Here is a 16,804-nt window from a genome sequence, read left to right on the forward strand (position 1 = left end):
GGAGCCGAATGGGCTGATCACCGTGGGCGGGAGCGGGACACATGGCGAGGAAGCAGCTCCGGCCGCATCAGCGGGAGGCCGTCGACGCGGTGCTCCGGGCGCTGGCCCTGCCGGCCGGCGGACCGGTGCCGGAGGGCGGACTGCGGACGCAGGTGATCATGGCCACCGGGTCCGGCAAGTCCCTCGTCGCCGTGCGCTCGGCCGAGGAACTGCGGGCCGGCCGGGTGCTGGTGCTCGTCCCCTCGCTCGATCTGCTGGTGCAGACCGGTGCGGCCTGGCGGGAGGGCGGCCGGTCCGGCCGGATGGCCGGGGTGTGCTCGCTGCGCGCCGAGGACGCGGGTTTCCCCACCACCACCGATCCGGCCGAACTCGCCGCCCGGGCCGGCCGGGTGGAGCGGATCACGGTCTTCGCCACCTATGCCTCGCTCGGGCTCGGCACGCTGGAGCGGGCCCACCGGGCCGGCCTGCCGGCCTGGGACCTGGTGGTGGTGGACGAGGCGCACCGGACCTCGGGCCGGATCGGCAAACCCTGGGCGGTGGTGCACGACAACCACCGGATCCCGGCCGTCCGCCGGCTCTACATGACGGCCACGCCCCGGGTCTGGCGGGATCCCGAGGCGGGTGAGGGCGAGGAGGCGGCGGGCCCCGAAGCCGGTCGCGAAGCCGGTCCCGAAGTCCGTCCCGAAGCCGGTCCCGAAAGCAGCCGGGGCGAGCTGGTGGCCTCGATGGAGGACGATCCGGACGGGCCGTTCGGCGCCCGCTGCCACACCCTCTCCCTGAGCGAGGCCATCGACCGGGGCATCTGCGCGCCGTACCGGGTGGTGTGCGTGGACGTGACCGACCCCGGGTTCCAGGCGGCCGTGCTCCTCGGCCCGGACGGCCGTTCGGACGCGGTGCGCGGCGCCCGGCTGGCGGCCCTGCAGACGGCGCTGGTGAAGGCGGCCGCCGAGCAGGACTTCCGGCGGACCCTCGTCTTCCACCACCTGACCCGGGAGGCGGAGGCCTTCGCCGCCGGGCTGCCGGCGGTCGCGGCGAGGCTGCGCCAGTCGAGCCGGACGGTGCGGCCCGCCTACCCGCGGAGCGTCTGGGCGGACTGGCTGTGCGGGCGGCACCCGGCCGCCCACCGACGGCGGGTGCTGGACGCGTTCGCGGACCCGCGGGTGGCCGACCGGGCGTTCCTCGGCAGTGTCCGGGTGCTGGGCGAGGGCGTGGACACCCGGGAGTGCGACTCCGTGTTCTGGGCGGACATCCGCGGGTCCATGCCGGACCTGGTGCAGGCGGTGGGGCGGGCGCTGCGGATCCGGCCGGGCGAGGGCAAGGTCGCCTCGCTGGTGGTGCCGGTGCTGCTGGGGCCCGGCGAGACCCCGGAGACCATGCTGGCCTCGCGGGCGTACGGGAGTCTCGCGCGGCTGCTGGAAGCGCTGCGGGCGCACGACTCCCGGCTGGTGGAGGCCCTCGCCCAGACGCAGGCACCGAGCCGGGGGCCCGCTTCCGGCAGCGCCGGTACCGGCACCGGCCCGGGCGCGGGGTCCGGGGTCAGTGCCCAGGCGCAGAACCTGCTGATCTTTTCGGAGCCGCGCGATCCGGCGCTGCTGGCCTCGTTCATCCGGCTGCGGGTGCTGCATCCGGAGCGGGCGCACTGGCGGCGCGGGGTGCAGGCGGCCCGCATCTACCGGAGCGTGCACGGGGACCTGAAGGTGCCGTTCGGTTTCCGGGCGCCCGCGGATGCGGAGGGGTGGCCGGCCGCGCTGGCCGGGTTCCCGCTGGGCCAGTGGATCGCCGACGCCCGGCGGACGTACCGGCGGGGTGCGCTCGGTGCGGAGCGGGTGGCATCGCTGGAAGAGCTCGGGATGGTCTGGAGCCATTTCGACGTGGCGTTCGAGGAGGGGCTGGCGGCCGCCCGCGGCTGGGCGGCCGAGCACGGGCACCTGCTGCCGCCGGCGCACGCCACCTGGAACGGCGCGCCGGTCGGGATCTGGATGAAGAACAACCGGGCCGCCGCGCGCCGGGACGGCCTGCCCGCCGAGCGGCGGGAGGCCCTGGACGGGATCGACGCGTCCTGGTGCCCGTCCTGGGACATCTCCTGGCAGCGCGCCTTCCATCTGACCCGGGCTCATCTGTCGGCGGGCGGCGCCCTGCCGGCCCGCCCGGGCGAGACCGTGCTTCAGGGCGAGGACCTCGGCCTGTGGGTACGGGGGCAGCGGCTGGGCTGGGCGCGGCTGAGCTGGGCACAGCGCTGGCTGCTGGAACACGTCCTGGGCGTCACGGCGGCGGCCGAGTCGGAGCGCCCGGAGCCGCGCCGCAGCCAGGCCGAGAAGTGGGCGGCGCAGCTGGCGGCGGCCCGGCAGTTCCGGGCCCGCGAGCAGCACCTGCGGGTCCCGCGCGGCCATGTCGAGCGGGTGGGCGTGCAGGAGCTGCGGCTCGGTGCCTGGATCGCGAACCAGCGTGCCCGGGCGGCCTCGCTGCCGGCGGAGCGGGTGCGGGAGCTGGACGCGCTCGGGATGGCCTGGTCGGTGCGGCCGGATCAGTGATGGAAGCCGGGATGCCGTGTTCCGGTGTCGGCGGGGGCGCCCGGCCCGGCCGCGGTGAGGTGGTCCACGGCCCGGCGCATGTCCTCGACCAGCAGGGCGATCTGGTCGCGGGTCACCCCGTGCCGGATCAGGACGCGCTGGATGACGGTGGCGTCGCGGTCCGCGGGCAGCGGGTACGAGGGGACCTGCCAGCCGCGCATGCGCAGCCGGTCGGAGAGGTCGTACAGGGTGAATCCGGCGCCGGCCGGGTCGGTGAGGGTGTAGGAGACGGCGGGTAGGGCGTCCCGGCCGTCGTACAGCAGGGTGAAGGGGCCCAGCTCGGCGATCCGGGCGGCCAGGTACCGGGCGGTGTCGGCGCAGGCCTGCTGGACCCGGCGGTAGCCGCCGCGGCCCAGGCGGAGGAAGAGGTAGTACTGGGCGATGATCTCGCCGCCGGGCCGGGAGAAGTTGAGGGCGAAGGTGGGCATGTTGCCGCCCAGGTAGTCGACCCGGAAGACCAGCTCCTCGGGCAGCAGGTCGGCGGTCCGCCAGACGATCCAGCCGACGCCGAGCGGGGCGAGGCCGTACTTGTGGCCGGAGGTGTTGACGGAGGCGACCCGGGGGAGCCGGAAGTCCCAGACCACGTCGGGGTGGAGGAAGGGGGCGACGAATCCGCCGCTGGCCGCGTCCACGTGGACGGGAATGTCCCAGCCGTGCTCGGCCTGGATCCGGTCGAGTTCCGCCGCGATCTCGGCGACCGGCTCGTAGTCGCAGGTGAAGGTGACGCCGAGGATGGCCACCACCCCGATGGTGTTCTCGTCGACGGACGCGGCGAGCTGGTGGGGGCGCAGTCCGGTGGCGCCCGGCTCCAGCGGGACCTGGCGCAGTTCCACGTCGAAGTAGCGGGCGAACTTGTCCCAGCAGATCTGCACCGGGCCGCAGACCAGGTTGGGGCGGTCGGCGGGCTTGCCCTCGGCGCGCCGACGTGCGCGCCACCGCCATTTGAGGGCGAGGCCGCCCAGCATGGCTGCCTCGCTGGAGCCGGTGGTGGAGCAGCCGGTGGCCGAGGTGCCGGCCGGGGCGTTCCACAGGTCGGCGAGGATGTTCACGCAGCGGGCCTCGATCTCGGCGGTCTGCGGGTACTCGTCCTTGTCGATCATGTTTTTGTCGAGGCAGACGTCCATCAGGCGGCGGACCTCGTCGTCCGACCAGGTGGTGCAGAAGGTGGCGAGGTTCTGGGCCGCGTTCCCGTCGAGCAGCAGTTCGTTGCGGAGCAGCGAGTAGACGACCTCGGCGGGCGTGTGGTCCTCCGGCATCCGGTACTTCGGCAGTACCTGACCGCTCATCGGGGACGTGAAGACGTCCACGTCCGAGTCGGCGGAGCGGGGATCCTTCATCTCATGGAGTGCCATATCGGGACTATATGGGACATTTCTTTACATACGCTTCCGGTCGACTCTGCGGTGTGAGCCCGCTCATGACCACCCCGGGGATCTGCAGAATTTCCGGTCGAGTAGGCTGATACCCGAAGATCTTCCCGTCCGGGCCACTGGAGCCGGTGCGGGCGGGAGGATCGTCATTCTTGTTCTACGGGCAACTTATCGGCAGATGTCCGGATCATCGCCAACTGCCCTTCGGGCGCTGGTACTTCTTCCTGTCATGAACAGGATCACCAGACGTCGTGCCCTCGGCACCTCGGCCGCCACCCTCACGGCCCTCGGCCTGGCCACCACGGCCCACGCCGTCACCACCTCCCGTAACGCGGCCACATCCGCCCCGTCCCCCGCCCCCGCGCCCGCCGCATCCGGCAGCCCCTCCGGCGCGGTCGACGAGGTCTACCTCGGCCGCCGGATACAGATCACGCCCGCCACGACGGGCGGGCACGGCGGGCACGGCGGGCACGGAGGCCACCACGGCGGCCACCAGTCCCCCGGCGGCCCCACGGTGCGGATCGACGGGCGCGAGCTGCACGTCATGCGCAATGCCGACGGCAGCTGGATCAGCGTGGTCAACCACTACGAGACCTTCACCGACGTCCGCGGACTGGCCAGGGCCGCCGTGCGCGAGCTCCAGGGCGCCTCCCTCGTCCCGTTCGGCGGTGCGGCATGACCGTCCGCAAGAACCAGGCGACGCTGACGGCCGCCGAGAAGAAGAGCTTCACCGGCGCCCTGCTCGAGCTCAAGCGCACCGGCGTCTACGACCGCTTCGTCACCACCCACAACGGGTTCATCATGGGCGACACCGACTCGGGCGACCGGGTCGGCCACCGGTCCCCCTCCTTCCTGCCCTGGCACCGCCGCTTCCTGATCGAGTTCGAGCAGGAGCTCCAGAAGGTGGACCCCGCGGTCGCCCTGCCCTACTGGGACTGGACGGCCGACCGCACCGCCCGGTCCTCCCTGTGGGCCGCCGACTTCCTCGGCGGCACCGGCCGGGCCCGCGACGGCCAGGTCACCGACGGCCCCTTCGCCTTCGCCACGGGCGCCTGGAACGTCAACGTCCGGGTGGACGGGCGCTCCTACCTGCGGCGCGCGCTCGGCAGCGGGGTCGCCCAGCTGCCCACCAAGGCCGAGGTGGACAACGTCCTCGCCATGTCCGAGTACGACATGGCGCCCTGGAACAGCTCCTCCGGCGGCTTCCGCAACCACCTGGAGGGCTGGCGCGGGGCCAATCTGCACAACCGGGTGCACGTCTGGGTCGGCGGCCAGATGGGCACCGGGGCCTCCCCCAACGACCCGGTGTTCTGGATGCACCACGCCTACGTCGACAAGCTGTGGGCCGACTGGCAGGCCCGGCACCCGCAGTCCCCGTACCTCCCGGCGGCGGGCACCCCGAACGTGGTCGACCTGCACGACACCATGCGGCCCTGGGGCGATGTCACCCCGGCCGACATGCTGGACCACCGGAAGTACTACACCTTCGACACCGAGCCGGCCTCCGGCACCCAGCGGTAGGTCAGTTCCGGGCGGCCGACCTGGCCGTACCGGGGTGCGCGGACCGCGCGGCCGGTGTCGACCAGGTGCTCCAGGTAGCGGCGGGCGGTGATCCGCGAGATCCCCGCCGCTTCGGCCGCCCCCGCCGAAGTCAGCCCGTCCGGGGCCGTCCTCAGCAGGGCGCAGACCCGGTCCAGGGTGGGGGCGCTGAGCCCCTTCGGCAGAGCGGCCGGGCGGGGTGCGCGCAGGGCGGCCAGCGCGCGGTCCACATCGTCCTGTCCGGCCGCCTCTCCCTCGCCGGCGGCCGCGCGGAACTCGGCGTACCGGAGCAGCCGTTCCCGCAGCGTGGGGAAGGCGAACGGTTTCAGTACGTACTGCACGACGCCGAGCGAGACGCTCTCCCGGACCATGGCGAGGTCCCGGGCCGAGGTCACCGCGATCACGTCCACGGGGTGTCCGGCGGCCCGGAGACCGCGGGCGAACCGCAGGCCGTGCCCGTCGGGCAGGGTGAGGTCGAGGAGCAGCAGGTCCACCGGGGTGCGGTCCAGCACCCGGGCGGCCTCGGCCAGCGAATGCACGGCCCCGACGGCCGTGAACCCCGGGACCCGGCCGACGTACAGGGCGTGCGCGTCGGCGGCGACGGGATCGTCCTCGACGACCAGCACCCGGATGCCGTCCCCGGTCATGCGGGGCCTCCCGGGTGGGCGGTCCGGCCGGCGGAAGCGCCGGCGGTCGGACCGGCGGACGGTCCGGCCGCGGGCGCAGGTACCGGGATGCGGACCGTGAAGTGCGTGCCGCCGCCCGGGGCTTCGGCGGCCGTCACGCTGCCGCCGTGCCGGTGGGCGGCCTGGCGGACCAGGGCCAGCCCGAGGCCGCGCCCCTCCCCCTTGCCCGACCAGCCGCGCCGGAAGACGTCCTCGCCGGCGGGCAGTCCGGGGCCGTTGTCGGCCACCCGGAGCAGCAGGTCGCCGCCGTCCGGGCGGGCGGTCACGGCGATCCGCGCCCCCGGTGTCCCGGTCAGCGCGTCGACAGCGTTGTCAATGAGGTTGCCCAGTACGGTCACCAGGTCCCGGGCCGGCAGCATCCCGGACCCGCCGGTCAGCCGTCGGCTGTCGGGGGTGACCACGAGTTCCACGCCCCGCTCGTGCGCCTGCGCTGCCTTGGCCAGCAGCAGCGCCGCCAGCACCGGTTCGTCCACCGCGGCCAGCACCTGGTCGGTGAGGGCCTGGGCCAGTTCCAGTTCGGCGGTGGCGAACTCCACCGCCTCCGCGGTCCGGCCCAGTTCGACCAGGGACACGACGGTGTGCAGCCGGTTGGCCGCCTCGTGCGCCTGCGAGCGCAACGCCTGGGTGAAGCCGCGCTCGTGGTCCAGTTCGCCGGTCAGCGCCTGGAGCTCGGTGTGGTCGCGCAGGGTCACCACGGTGCCGCGGCGGCCACCGCCCGCCACCGGCGCGCTGTTGACGACCAGGACCCGGTCGGCGGTCAGGTGGACCTCGTCCACCCGGGGCCGGTCGGCGAGCAGGGCGCCGGTGAGCGGGGCCGGCAGGCCGAGGTCCGCGACGTTGAGGCCCACCACCTCGCCCCGCACGCCGAGGAGTTCCCGTCCCGCGTCGTTGACCAGGGAGATCCGGCGCTGCCCGTCGAGCATCAGCAGTCCTTCGCGGACGGCGTGCAGCGCGGCCTGGTGGTAGTCGTGCATCCGGCTGAGCTCGGCGGCGTTCATGCCGTGGGTGTGCCGGCGCAGGCGGGCGTTGATCACGTACGTGCCGGCGCCGCCGAGGGCGAGGGCGGCGGCCGCGACCCAGCCGAGCGCCGTGAGCTGCCCGCCGAGCCGGTCGCTGATCGCGCGGACCGTGATGCCGGCGCTGACCAGGCCGGTGATCCGGTCGCCGTCGCGCAGCGGGGTGACCACGCGGAGGGACGGCCCGAGGGTGCCGGTGTAGGTCTCGGTGAAGGTTTCGCCGCGCAGGGCGGGCCCGGTGTTCCCGCGGAAGCGCTCGCCGATCCGGCGGGGGTCGGGGTGGGTCCAGCGCCGCCCGTCCGGGGCCATGATCGTGACGAAGTCGACGCCCGCGTCGGCGCGGACCCGCTCGGCGTACGGCTGAAGCAGCTCCGAGGGGTCGGTGCCGTCGGCGGCGCCGCGCACGGCCTCCCGGACGGACGGGGAGTCGGCGACGGCGCGGGCCACGGCGCCGGCCTGGCGTTCGGCTGCCTCCTCGGCCTGGCGGCGTGCGGTGGCGTACGCGAAGACCGCGCAGCCGGCGACGACGACCGCGACCAGCACCACCTGCATGGCGAACAGCTGGCCGGCCAGGCTGCGCGGACGGGGGATGCGGAACATGGCGCTCAGTGTGCACCGGACCGTGAACTCAATGAACGCAAGGGTGACCGGGGTCACAGCACTGGGCCATGGTCTCCCCGAACGTATTCGCAATACCAGGAGGCAACGTGGCCGCCAGGCGGGACAGAACCCACTATCTCTACATCGCGGTGATCGCCGCGGTGGTGCTCGGCATCGTGACGGGGTTCGCCGCCCCCGGGGTGGCCGTCGAGCTGAAGCCCCTGGGTACCGGCTTCGTGAACCTGATCAAGATGATGATCTCGCCGGTGATCTTCTGCACGATCGTGCTGGGCGTCGGCTCGGTCCGCAAGGCGGCCAAGGTCGGCGCCGTGGGCGGGCTGGCGCTCGGCTACTTCATGGTCATGTCCACCGTGGCGCTGGCCATCGGCCTGCTGGTGGGCAACCTGCTGGAGCCGGGCAGCGGCCTGCACCTGACCGAGGCGGTGCGCAGCGCGGGTGAGGCGCAGGCGAAGGCGGGGGGTGCCGAGTCCACCGCGGACTTCCTGCTGGGGATCATCCCGAAGACGCTGGTGTCGGCGTTCACCGAGGGCGAGGTGCTGCAGACCCTGCTGGTGGCGCTGCTGTGCGGGTTCGCGCTGCAGGCCATGGGGGCCGCGGGCGAGCCGGTGCTGCGCGGGATCGGGCATGTACAGGCGCTGGTCTTCCGGGTGCTGGCGATGATCATGTGGGCGGCGCCGGTGGGCGCGTTCGGGGCGATCGCCGCGGTGGTGGGCGCCACCGGCATGGACGCGCTGAAGTCCCTCGCGGTGATCATGGTGGGCTTCTACGCCACCTGCCTGCTGTTCGTGTTCGTGGTGCTGGGCACCCTGCTGCGGGTGTGCACCGGGATCAACGTGCTCGCCCTGTTCCGCTACCTGGGCCGGGAGTTCCTGCTGATCCTGTCGACCTCCTCGTCGGAGTCGGCGCTGCCGCGGCTGATCGCGAAGATGGAGCACCTGGGGGTGTCCAAGCCGGTGACCGGGATCACCGTGCCGACGGGCTACTCCTTCAACCTGGACGGCACGGCGATCTATCTGACGATGGCCTCGCTGTTCATCGCGGAGGCGATGGGTGCCCCGCTGTCGCTGGGCGAGCAGATCTCGCTGCTGCTGTTCATGGTGATCGCCTCGAAGGGCGCGGCGGGGGTGACCGGCGCCGGACTGGCCACGCTGGCGGGCGGCCTGCAGTCGCACCGGCCCGAACTGGTCGACGGGGTCGGGCTGATCGTGGGCATCGACCGGTTCATGAGCGAGGCGCGGGCCCTGACGAACTTCGCGGGCAATGCGGTCGCGACGGTGCTGGTGGGCACCTGGACGAAGGAGTTCGACCGCAAGCGGGCCGCCGAAGTCCTGGCCGGACGGCTGCCGTTCGACGAGGCCACCCTGATCGACCACGGCGACGGGCCGGCTCCCTCCGTGGTCCCGGTGCAGCCCGCGGACGGCAAGGACCCGGTTCCGGCCTGACCCGGATCTCCTCCGCAGCCGGCCGGCCGACCCGAATCACGGCCGCGCGGAGGCCGGTGCGCCGCCCCCACTCCCCCACCGGGGGGCGGCGCACCCACTCGGCCGGCCGGGCAGGGCTCGCCCCCATGGTGCCCCGCCCGGCCGGCCCCGGCCGTTGCTCCCGGCCCGTCCCGGCCTCGTCCCGCCGGGGAACACCTGCCGGCCTCACGGGGCGGATCAAACGCTCAGCAACAGTCGGTTTTCGGCCATTCGGCGATGAACCGACCTGCGGCGAAAGGTACTTCCCTCACGGGGCGTCTCTCTGCCATCTTGCGTCCACCACTCGTTTCGTTCGACCCGGCCGGTACCACCCGTACCCCGGGTCCTCGGAGGACGCATTGATACCCCACATATCCAGCCGCCCCCGACGCAGCCTCGCGGCCCTCGCCGCGATCGGCGCAGCCCTGACGTTCGCGGCTCCGGCCGCGCTCGCCGACACCGCGCCCGTCTCCCCTTCCGGTGCACCCGCCGCGGCCTTCCGGGCCGCCGCACCGGCCGCCCAGAGTGCGACCTGGGCCGCCGGAACCCGCGCCTACCTGGTGATCACCTCCCCCGGTGACAGCTCGGCGGTGCGCTCGGCCGTCACCGCCAACGGCGGTACGGTCTTCGCGTACTACGACGCCATCGGCGTGGTCGTCGCCCACTCGACCTCCACCGGCTTCGCCGCCACCATGCGCGGGGTCAACGGGGTCCAGCAGGTCGGCGCCACCCGGACCTCCGATGTGCCGGCGGACGCCTACAACCCGGCGCTGCCCGCCAACCCGTCCCAGTCCGCGGCGCCTTCGACCGAGCCGGTCCGCGCCGACATGAGCCAGATCAAGGCCGACCAGGCCTGGGCCGTCACCACCGGCTCCGCCTCGGTCAAGGTCGGCATCCTGGACACCGGCGTTGACGACCAACACCAGGACATCGCGCCCAACTTCAACGCCGCCGACTCGGTCTCCTGCGCGTACGGAAAGCCGGACACCCGCGCCGGCGCCTGGCGCGACGTGGACCAGCACGGCACCCACGTGGCCGGTACGGTCGCGGCCGCCAAGAACGGCAAGGGCGCCATCGGCGTCGCGCCGGGCGTGAAGATCTCCTCGGTCCGCATCGCCGAGCCGGGCAGCACGCTGTTCTTCCCGGAGAACACCATCTGCGGGTTCATGTGGGCCGGTGACCACGGCTTCAAGGTCACCAACAACAGCTACTACACCGACCCGTGGCAGTTCAACTGCCCGAACAACCTGGACCAGGCCGCCATCCTGGAGGGCGTCGGCCGTGCCCAGAAGTACGCCGAGGGCAAGGGCTCGCTGCAGGTCGCCGCGGCCGGCAACGCCAACTACAACCTGGCCAACAAGACCACCGACACCGCGAGCCCGAACGACTCGACGCCGGTGACCCGGACCATCACCAACGACTGCCTCGACATCCCGGCCGAGCTGCCGGGCGTGGTCACGGTCGCCGCCAACGGCTCCGGCACCACCAAGGCGTCCTTCTCCAACTTCGGCCGCGACATCATCGAGGTGTCGGCGCCCGGCGAGAACGTCTACAGCACCGTCCCCGGCGGCAAGTACTCCTCGCTGAGCGGTACGTCGATGGCCTCGCCGCACGTCGCGGGCGTGGCGGCGCTCCTCGCGAGCGTCAACCCCTCGTACACCCCGGCGGACATCCGCGCGAAGCTCGCCGTCCAGGCCAATGACATCGCCTGCCCCTCCGACAGCCGCTGCACCGGCACCACCGCCAACAACAGCTTCTTCGGCGAGGGCCAGGTGGACGCGCTGAAGGCGGTCGGCTCCACTCCGCCGCCCGGCAAGTTCTTCGAGAACACCGGCGACGTCGCGATCGGCGACAACACCACGGTGGAGAGCCCGATCGCGGTGAGCGGGGTCACCGGCAACGCGCCGGCCACCCTCAAGGTGGGCGTGAACATCCAGCACACCTACATCGGTGATCTGAAGGTCGACCTGGTCGCCCCCGACGGCTCCGTCTACACCCTGCACAACCGCAGCGGCGGCAGCACCGACAACATCAACCAGACCTACACGGTCAACGCCTCCGGCGAGGTCGCCAACGGCACCTGGAAGCTCCGGGTGAACGACAACGCCAACCAGGACACGGGCAGGATCGACGCCTGGAACCTCACCTTCTGAGGTCCTCGGCCAGTCGCTTGACCCAAGGAGCTTGACCCAAAAATCCTGACCCAAAGGAGCCACCGGGGCGCAGCCGCGCCCCGGTGGCTCCGTCGTCAGCAGGGGTGTCGACCGGTGACCGGGCCCGCCGCCCGGTCAGGGCGCCGGACGACGCCGGTTGCTCCGCCTGGTCCGCAGCACGCAGTCGCCGCACAGGCCGCCGCCGGGGGCGCGGTAGTAGAGGCAGCAGCTGCGGCGGACGAAGGCCGTGCCGAGTCCTTCCTCGTGGACGAAGGTTCCGGTCCCGGCGAGCGGGCCCTGTTCCAGCAGTGCGGCGACCACGGGCGCGGCGGCCCGCTCGGCGGCGGGCATCCGGTTGGACAGCTCGCGCAGGGCGCCGACCAGTCCGGAGGCGGAGTTGCCCCGGAGGGTCTGCGGCGAGACCCCGTACCGGCGGCGGACCGCCTCCTCCAGCCGGTCCAGGTTGCCGAGGACGGTCTCGGCGAGCTCCTCGCCGGGCCGGGAACCCGGTTCGGGCAGCCAGAGTTCGACGGAGCTCCCCTCGGGCAGCCGCCACCACACCCGAGCGGGGTCGAGGTCGGGGGTCCGGCCGGTGAGTGCCACCGCGCCGAGGCCGATGGACCACATCCGGGCGGCGAGCCCGAACTGCAGCGTGGACGCGGCGACCCGCTCGTCCGCTCCGCCCATCCGCCGCCCGACCTCGGCGACGTACCCGGCCAGTCGGGGGCCGCCCTCGTACAGCTCGGCGAGCGTCCGGAAGCCGCCCCCGGCGGGTTCCGCCCCGCACCGCACGGCGAAGAACGATCCGGCCTCGGCGAGCCGGTGCAGTGTCGCTTCCATCCCAGGATGATGTCAGGCGCCGCCGGCCCGGCGACCACCGCGGCAGGAGACCGCTAGGCGGAGTCGCCGGGCTCCAGCACTTCCAGGTAGTGCGGGTTGTTCATGATGCCGAGGACGTTGCCGAAGGGGTCGGTGACCGAGGCCGTCACGAAGCCGGCGTCGCCCCACGCGGTGATCGGCTGGTACTCGGAGGCGCCCAGGTCCAGCAGCCGGCGGCGGGTGCCCTCCACATCGTCCACGTGCCAGTACGCGACCGCCCCGCCCGGGCCGCCGGCCGCCCCCGGGGGCGCGAACTTGGCGTCGACGATGCCGAGCTCGTGCTGGTAGTCGCCGATCCGGAACTCCGCGTACCCCGGCCGCTCGAAGTACGGTCCGATGCCGAGGAGTTCGGAGTACCAGCGGACCGCGGCGGCGTGGTCGGCCGCCCAGAAGTTGATCGTGGCAAGGCCTCGCAGCATGGCGGTGCTCCTCTTCTCTGGCGGGTCGTCAGGCCGACCCTACAACGGCGCCCCCGACGGCTGCGGTCCGGGCCGCGGCGGCCCACCGTGCCGCCGGGCCCATCGCGTACGAGGCCGCCACGAACACCCCGCCCAGCAGCAGCCAGCCCGGGATGCCCCAGAGCAGCAGCAGTGACGTCAGCAGCAGCGGTCCCAGGGTGCGGGCCACCGGGACGCCGGTGCCGAAGAAGCCCTGGTACTGGCCGATCCGGTCGGCCGGGGCCAGTGCGAAGCCGATCTGCCAGGACCCGGCGGACTGCCGCATCTCCCCCACCACTTGGAGGGCGGCGCCCAGCACCAGCAGCACACCGGCCGCCCACCAGGAGCCGGGCAGCGCCGACAGGGCGAACACCGCGCAGGAGGCCAGCATGACCGGACCCGAGCCGCGCACCGCCGCCCGCGCGCTGTCCAGGCCGGTGACCGGGCGGGCCATCCGCACCTGGAACAGCATCACCGCGAAGGTGTTCAGCACGAACAGGGCCGACACCAGCCAGCCGGGGGCCTGTGTGCGCTCCACGATCCACAGCGGGACGGCGAGGCTGAGCAGCGGCATCCGCAGCAGCAGCACCGCGTTGAGCAGGGTGACCACCGCGTACGGCCGGTCGCGCAGCACCGCGAGCCGGGGCTCCCCGGCCGTCCGCGCCGGGGCCGGGGCGACTTCCGGCAGCCGCAGCAGCACCGCCGCGCACACCAGGAAGCTCAGCGCGTCCATCACGAACACCGCCCGGTAGGCGGCCGCGCCGTCCGCGCCGAGCGCCAGCCCGCCGATCGCCGCCCCGAGCGCCAGCCCGGCGTTGAGCATCGACTGCAGGTGGGCGAGCACCCCGGTGCGACCGGCCGGCGGCACCAGCCCGGCCAGGAGGGCCTGCCGGGCGGCCGCGAGCCCGCACTGGGCGGTCGCATAGACGCAGGCGGCCAGCAGGAACGGCCAGAACGAGCGGATCACGAGGAAGGAGGCCACGGAGGCGGCGGTGGCGAGCGCCAGCAGCGCCGAGGTGCCGCGCGGGCCCCGGCGGTCGGCGAGCGCCCCCAGCGGGACGCCCGCCACCGAGCCGACGGCCCAGGCGACGGTCAGCCCGAGGCCGATCTGCGCGGGCGAGAGCCCGACGACACGGGTGAAGTACAGGGCCGAACACACGTAGTAGGCGCCGTCACCGACGGAGTTGCTCAGCTGAGCGGCGGCCAGGCGGCGCGGCGCTCCGGGCGGGGGCAGGATCCGTATCGTCACCCCCTGATCCCATCAAGGCCGTGGCCCACCCGGCAGGTCCATTTCCCCGCCGGATTGCTGGGCCACTGTGGTCGGGCGGCCAGACGGTCAGACGGTCGGGAGGAACTCCAGCAGCGCCCGGTTGAAGGCCTCCGGCTGCTCCACGCCCGGCAGGTGGCCTGCGTTCTCGATCACCGCCAGCCGCGCATCGGGGATCAGCTCGTACAGCCGCTCGGCCTCCGCCACGGGGGTGTACTCGTCGTCCGCGCCGACCAGGACCAGGCAGGGCACCTCGCAGGCGGCGAGCGCCGGCCGGTAGTCGGGACGCTCGGCGCGGCCGCGCAGCGCGGCGGCCGCGCCCTGCGGATCGGTGCCGCGCATCATGTCGTCCACGTGGGCCGCGGCCGCCGGCATTCCGGTGACGTTGTAGGGCGCCAGCATCTTCCCGATCACCTCCTCGGCGTACGGGCCCATGCCCTCGGCGATCAGCCGGTCGGCCAGCTCCCGGCGGAACTTCTTGCCGTCCTCCGTCTCCGGGACGGGCGAGGTGTCGGAGAGCACCAGCGCCCGGACGCGCGCGGGGTGCCGCAGCAGCATCTCCATGGCGATCTGCCCGCCCATGGACACGCCGCAGACCACCGCCCGGCCGATGCCGAGGCGGTCGAGGAGGACGGCGAGGTCGTCGGCGAAATCGGCGAGCAGCGTCTTTCCGGGTGTTCCCTCGCTCTCCCCGTATCCTCGCAGGTCAGGGGCGATCACCCGGTATCCTGCGGCCGTGAGTGCGGCCGTCTGGGGGTGCCACAGGGTGCGATTGAACGGGTGTCCGTGAACCATCAGTACGGGCAGTCCGTCCCTCGGACCGAGCTCGTCGAAAAACAGTGTCGCGCCGTTCGCATCAAGGGGGTTCATGTGATCACGGTAAGGGGCTACATTGAGCCACTCGCGTTCACCTGACCGCCTGTTCCCTTTCACCCCTGTTTTGCCTGTGGACCGCTGTCAGGAGCGCACACTGTGCAACCACCCACCCGCCTAGAAGGACCGGCGCCGTGCCCGTACCCGTACTCCTCGCCGGCCGCACCGTGCGGCTCGAGCCCCTCGCCCCCCACCACACCGAGGCCCTTGCCGTGGCCGGGGCCGAGGATCGTACGACTTACGCCTTCACTCCCGTACCCCACGGCGTGCAGGCGTCCCACGAGTACATCCAACGTGCCCTCGCCGATCAGGCGGCGGGCCGTTCGCTCCCGTTCGCTGTCGTCAGAGCCAAGGACGGTCGGGTGGTCGGTTCGACCCGGTTCCTGGAACTCGACTACTGGCAGGGTCCGCTGGTGTGGCCCGCCGTGCCCGGCATCCCCTACGGGGACCCCTTGACGGCGATTCCCGATGCCGCCGAGATCGGTAACACCTGGCTCTCCCCGGAGGCCCAGGGAACGGGCATCAACACCGAGGCGAAGCTGCTCATGCTCCGCCACGCCTTCGAGACCTGGGGGGTCCGGCGCATCTCGCTGCGCGCGGACGCCCGGAACACCCGCTCCCGGGCCGCCATGGAGCGGCTGGGCTTCACCTCCGAAGGGGTCCGCCGGGCCCATTCGCGGGGCCTGGACGGCGCGGTGCGCAGTACGGCCTTCTACTCGGTCCTCGACGAGGAGTGGCCGGCCGTACGGTCGATCATCGAGCTGAGGCTCGCCGCCCGGGCCCCGGCCCGGCGGAGGCGCCGCAAGACGCTCGTTCCGGCGTAACGGTCCTGCGCAGGCCCGGACGGGCCTGCAAGGGGCATCCACCGGCCTCCTCGCCCCGGCCCGTCTTCCCGCTCAGGGGAGCAGGACCGGGGCGACGGCCGAGGACATCAGCCTCCGGGGCTGCCCGCTGCCATCGGCCGGTACGGCGTACAGGTCGGCGCCGAAGTCCCCCGGCAGCGCGTACGCGACGGTGTCCGGGCCCGTCCACACCACCTGGTCGTCCACGCTGCGCTGCTCGGCGAGCGGGGTCTCCCGGCCGGAGGCCAGGTCCAGGGCGTACAGCCGCCAGGGGGCCTCGGCGGGCAGCCCGGCCACCCGCTTCTTGAAGACGACCCGGGTCCCGTCGGGCGACAGGGACGGGCATTCGGCGTTCTCCCGGAGCGTGGTGGCGGTCCGTGCCGTCAGGTCCCCGCGGACCAGGTGGGTGCGGCCGCCGGTGGCCACGGTCGCGTAGAAGGTCCGCTCGTCGGCGGCGAAGGTCACCCCCCAGTAGTTGATGTCGGCGGCCCGGTGGGCCTTGCCGTCCTTGTGGAGGGTGAACTCCTCCAGCGAGGCCTCCAGCCGGCCGGTGCGCAGGTCCAGCACCGAGGTGCGGGTGGAGAAGTTCGTCCCGGCATACGAGTCACCGCCGACGAACACCGTCCAGGCGGCCAGGTGCCCGCCCGGCGAGATCCGGGCCCGGGTGGGGATGCCGGCCAGCGGGTGCGCCGAAACCTCGGCCAGGGAGGCGTCGAGGACCACCGCCTTGCCCCCGGACTGGAGGCAGATGCCGGTGCCGGCGGCCGCGTGGAAGCGCAGGCAGTTCACCCCGGACGCGGTCCGCGGGCCGTCCGGCCGGCCGGCGGCCACCGTGGTGAGCTCGTCCCGGTGCGGCCCCCAGGCCATGTTGCGGAAGGCGATCCGGGGTTCGCCGCCGGCGGCGAGGGAGACCTGGCCGCGGGTGACCCGGGGGCCGCCCGCCTGCTCCTTGTCCTTCTGCCCGGCCCGGTCGGCCGCCCTGAGCACGGCGGCGCCGCCCACCAGGGCGAGCAGGACGACGGCGGCGAGGAGGACGAGTAACCGGCTGCGAGTCGTCATGGCGGGCAACGTACTCCCCTCCGTCAGACCAA

Annotated in this window: 14 protein-coding genes; 6 read left to right on the plus strand and 8 right to left on the minus strand. The window is 73.3% G+C overall.

Annotation, left to right across the window (positions count from 1 at the left end; genetic code table 11):
* Positions 1-41: 41 nt before the first annotated feature.
* A complete protein-coding gene (locus tag AB0447_RS27385) occupies positions 42-2,531 on the plus strand; it encodes a Helicase associated domain protein (RefSeq protein ID WP_366479471.1) in 2,490 nt (829 codons plus the stop codon).
* Here the strand turns inward: AB0447_RS27385 and AB0447_RS27390 are convergent.
* Positions 2,525-3,922 carry a glutamate decarboxylase gene (locus AB0447_RS27390; RefSeq protein WP_366479472.1) on the minus strand — a complete coding sequence of 466 codons (1,398 nt, stop codon included), beginning with the start codon at positions 3,920-3,922 and terminating at the stop codon, positions 2,525-2,527. The genes AB0447_RS27385 and AB0447_RS27390 overlap by 7 nt on opposite strands.
* A 247-nt stretch (positions 3,923-4,169) precedes the next feature.
* Here AB0447_RS27390 and AB0447_RS27395 point away from each other — a divergent pair, with 247 nt between their 5' ends.
* Together AB0447_RS27395 and AB0447_RS27400 are read left to right on the plus strand one after the other, a co-directional pair.
* Positions 4,170-4,619 (plus strand): tyrosinase family oxidase copper chaperone, encoded by a 450-nt coding sequence (locus AB0447_RS27395; protein WP_366479473.1) that lies wholly within the window; start codon positions 4,170-4,172, stop codon positions 4,617-4,619.
* Positions 4,616-5,461, plus strand: a complete 846-nt coding sequence (locus AB0447_RS27400) for a tyrosinase family protein (protein WP_366479474.1) — start codon at positions 4,616-4,618, stop codon at positions 5,459-5,461. The genes AB0447_RS27395 and AB0447_RS27400 overlap by 4 nt, the downstream gene beginning before the upstream one ends.
* On the opposite strand, the gene AB0447_RS27405 is transcribed toward AB0447_RS27400, so the two are convergent.
* Together AB0447_RS27405 and AB0447_RS27410 are read right to left on the minus strand one after the other, a co-directional pair.
* Complete coding sequence (locus AB0447_RS27405; RefSeq protein ID WP_366479475.1) at positions 5,419-6,126, minus strand: response regulator; 708 nt, start codon at positions 6,124-6,126, stop codon at positions 5,419-5,421. The two genes, AB0447_RS27400 and AB0447_RS27405, sit on opposite strands and share 43 nt — an antisense overlap.
* Positions 6,123-7,781: a sensor histidine kinase gene (locus AB0447_RS27410; RefSeq protein WP_366479476.1), complete on the minus strand. Its 1,659-nt coding sequence runs from the start codon at positions 7,779-7,781 to the stop codon at positions 6,123-6,125. The genes AB0447_RS27405 and AB0447_RS27410 overlap by 4 nt, the downstream gene beginning before the upstream one ends.
* A 68-nt stretch (positions 7,782-7,849) precedes the next feature.
* Between AB0447_RS27410 and AB0447_RS27415 the strand changes: the two genes are divergently transcribed.
* Positions 7,850-9,244 (plus strand): cation:dicarboxylase symporter family transporter, encoded by a 1,395-nt coding sequence (locus AB0447_RS27415; RefSeq protein ID WP_366479477.1) that lies wholly within the window; start codon positions 7,850-7,852, stop codon positions 9,242-9,244.
* Positions 9,245-9,621: 377 nt separating this feature from the next.
* Positions 9,622-11,415: a S8 family serine peptidase gene (locus AB0447_RS27420; RefSeq protein WP_366479478.1), complete on the plus strand. Its 1,794-nt coding sequence runs from the start codon at positions 9,622-9,624 to the stop codon at positions 11,413-11,415.
* A 135-nt stretch (positions 11,416-11,550) separates the two neighbouring features.
* On the opposite strand, the gene AB0447_RS27425 is transcribed toward AB0447_RS27420, so the two are convergent.
* The 4 genes from AB0447_RS27425 to AB0447_RS27440 form a co-directional block, all read right to left on the minus strand.
* On the minus strand, positions 11,551-12,255 hold the full coding sequence (locus AB0447_RS27425; RefSeq protein WP_366479479.1) for a (2Fe-2S)-binding protein: 705 nt from the start codon (positions 12,253-12,255) through the stop codon (positions 11,551-11,553).
* A gap of 53 nt (positions 12,256-12,308) precedes the next feature.
* Entirely contained in the window at positions 12,309-12,713 is a 405-nt protein-coding gene (locus tag AB0447_RS27430) for a VOC family protein (protein ID WP_366479480.1), read from the minus strand.
* Positions 12,714-12,741: 28 nt separating this feature from the next.
* Positions 12,742-13,980, minus strand: coding sequence for an MFS transporter (locus AB0447_RS27435; protein WP_366479481.1), 1,239 nt, complete (start codon positions 13,978-13,980; stop codon positions 12,742-12,744).
* Between the two features lie 87 nt (positions 13,981-14,067).
* Positions 14,068-14,868 carry an alpha/beta fold hydrolase gene (locus AB0447_RS27440; protein WP_366479482.1) on the minus strand — a complete coding sequence of 267 codons (801 nt, stop codon included), beginning with the start codon at positions 14,866-14,868 and terminating at the stop codon, positions 14,068-14,070.
* Between the two features lie 137 nt (positions 14,869-15,005).
* On the opposite strand from AB0447_RS27440, the gene AB0447_RS27445 reads away from it, so the two are divergent.
* Positions 15,006-15,695 carry a GNAT family protein gene (locus tag AB0447_RS27445; protein WP_366479483.1) on the plus strand — a complete coding sequence of 230 codons (690 nt, stop codon included), beginning with the start codon at positions 15,006-15,008 and terminating at the stop codon, positions 15,693-15,695.
* 72 nt (positions 15,696-15,767) lie between these two features.
* Here the strand turns inward: AB0447_RS27445 and AB0447_RS27450 are convergent, their stop codons facing one another.
* Positions 15,768-16,772, minus strand: coding sequence for a TolB-like translocation protein (locus tag AB0447_RS27450; protein ID WP_366479484.1), 1,005 nt, complete (start codon positions 16,770-16,772; stop codon positions 15,768-15,770).
* Positions 16,773-16,804: the final 32 nt, after the last annotated feature.

This window comes from Streptomyces sp. NPDC051211 (assembly GCF_040689505.1).
In the GTDB taxonomy this organism is placed as follows: Bacteria; Actinomycetota; Actinomycetes; order Streptomycetales; family Streptomycetaceae; genus Streptomyces.

What these genes read in the sequence shown, in the direction of transcription:
- AB0447_RS27385 (WP_366479471.1), top strand. Translation starts at nt 42, where the DNA reads ATGGCGAGGAAGCAGCTCCGGCCGCATCAGCGGGAGGCCGTCGACGCG.
- AB0447_RS27390 (WP_366479472.1), bottom strand. Translation starts at nt 3,922, where the DNA reads ATGGCACTCCATGAGATGAAGGATCCCCGCTCCGCCGACTCGGACGTG.
- AB0447_RS27395 (WP_366479473.1), top strand. Translation starts at nt 4,170, where the DNA reads ATGAACAGGATCACCAGACGTCGTGCCCTCGGCACCTCGGCCGCCACC.
- AB0447_RS27400 (WP_366479474.1), top strand. Translation starts at nt 4,616, where the DNA reads ATGACCGTCCGCAAGAACCAGGCGACGCTGACGGCCGCCGAGAAGAAG.
- AB0447_RS27405 (WP_366479475.1), bottom strand. Translation starts at nt 6,126, where the DNA reads ATGACCGGGGACGGCATCCGGGTGCTGGTCGTCGAGGACGATCCCGTC.
- AB0447_RS27410 (WP_366479476.1), bottom strand. Translation starts at nt 7,781, where the DNA reads ATGTTCCGCATCCCCCGTCCGCGCAGCCTGGCCGGCCAGCTGTTCGCC.
- AB0447_RS27415 (WP_366479477.1), top strand. Translation starts at nt 7,850, where the DNA reads ATGGTCTCCCCGAACGTATTCGCAATACCAGGAGGCAACGTGGCCGCC.
- AB0447_RS27425 (WP_366479479.1), bottom strand. Translation starts at nt 12,255, where the DNA reads ATGGAAGCGACACTGCACCGGCTCGCCGAGGCCGGATCGTTCTTCGCC.
- AB0447_RS27430 (WP_366479480.1), bottom strand. Translation starts at nt 12,713, where the DNA reads ATGCTGCGAGGCCTTGCCACGATCAACTTCTGGGCGGCCGACCACGCC.
- AB0447_RS27440 (WP_366479482.1), bottom strand. Translation starts at nt 14,868, where the DNA reads ATGAACCCCCTTGATGCGAACGGCGCGACACTGTTTTTCGACGAGCTC.
- AB0447_RS27450 (WP_366479484.1), bottom strand. Translation starts at nt 16,772, where the DNA reads ATGACGACTCGCAGCCGGTTACTCGTCCTCCTCGCCGCCGTCGTCCTG.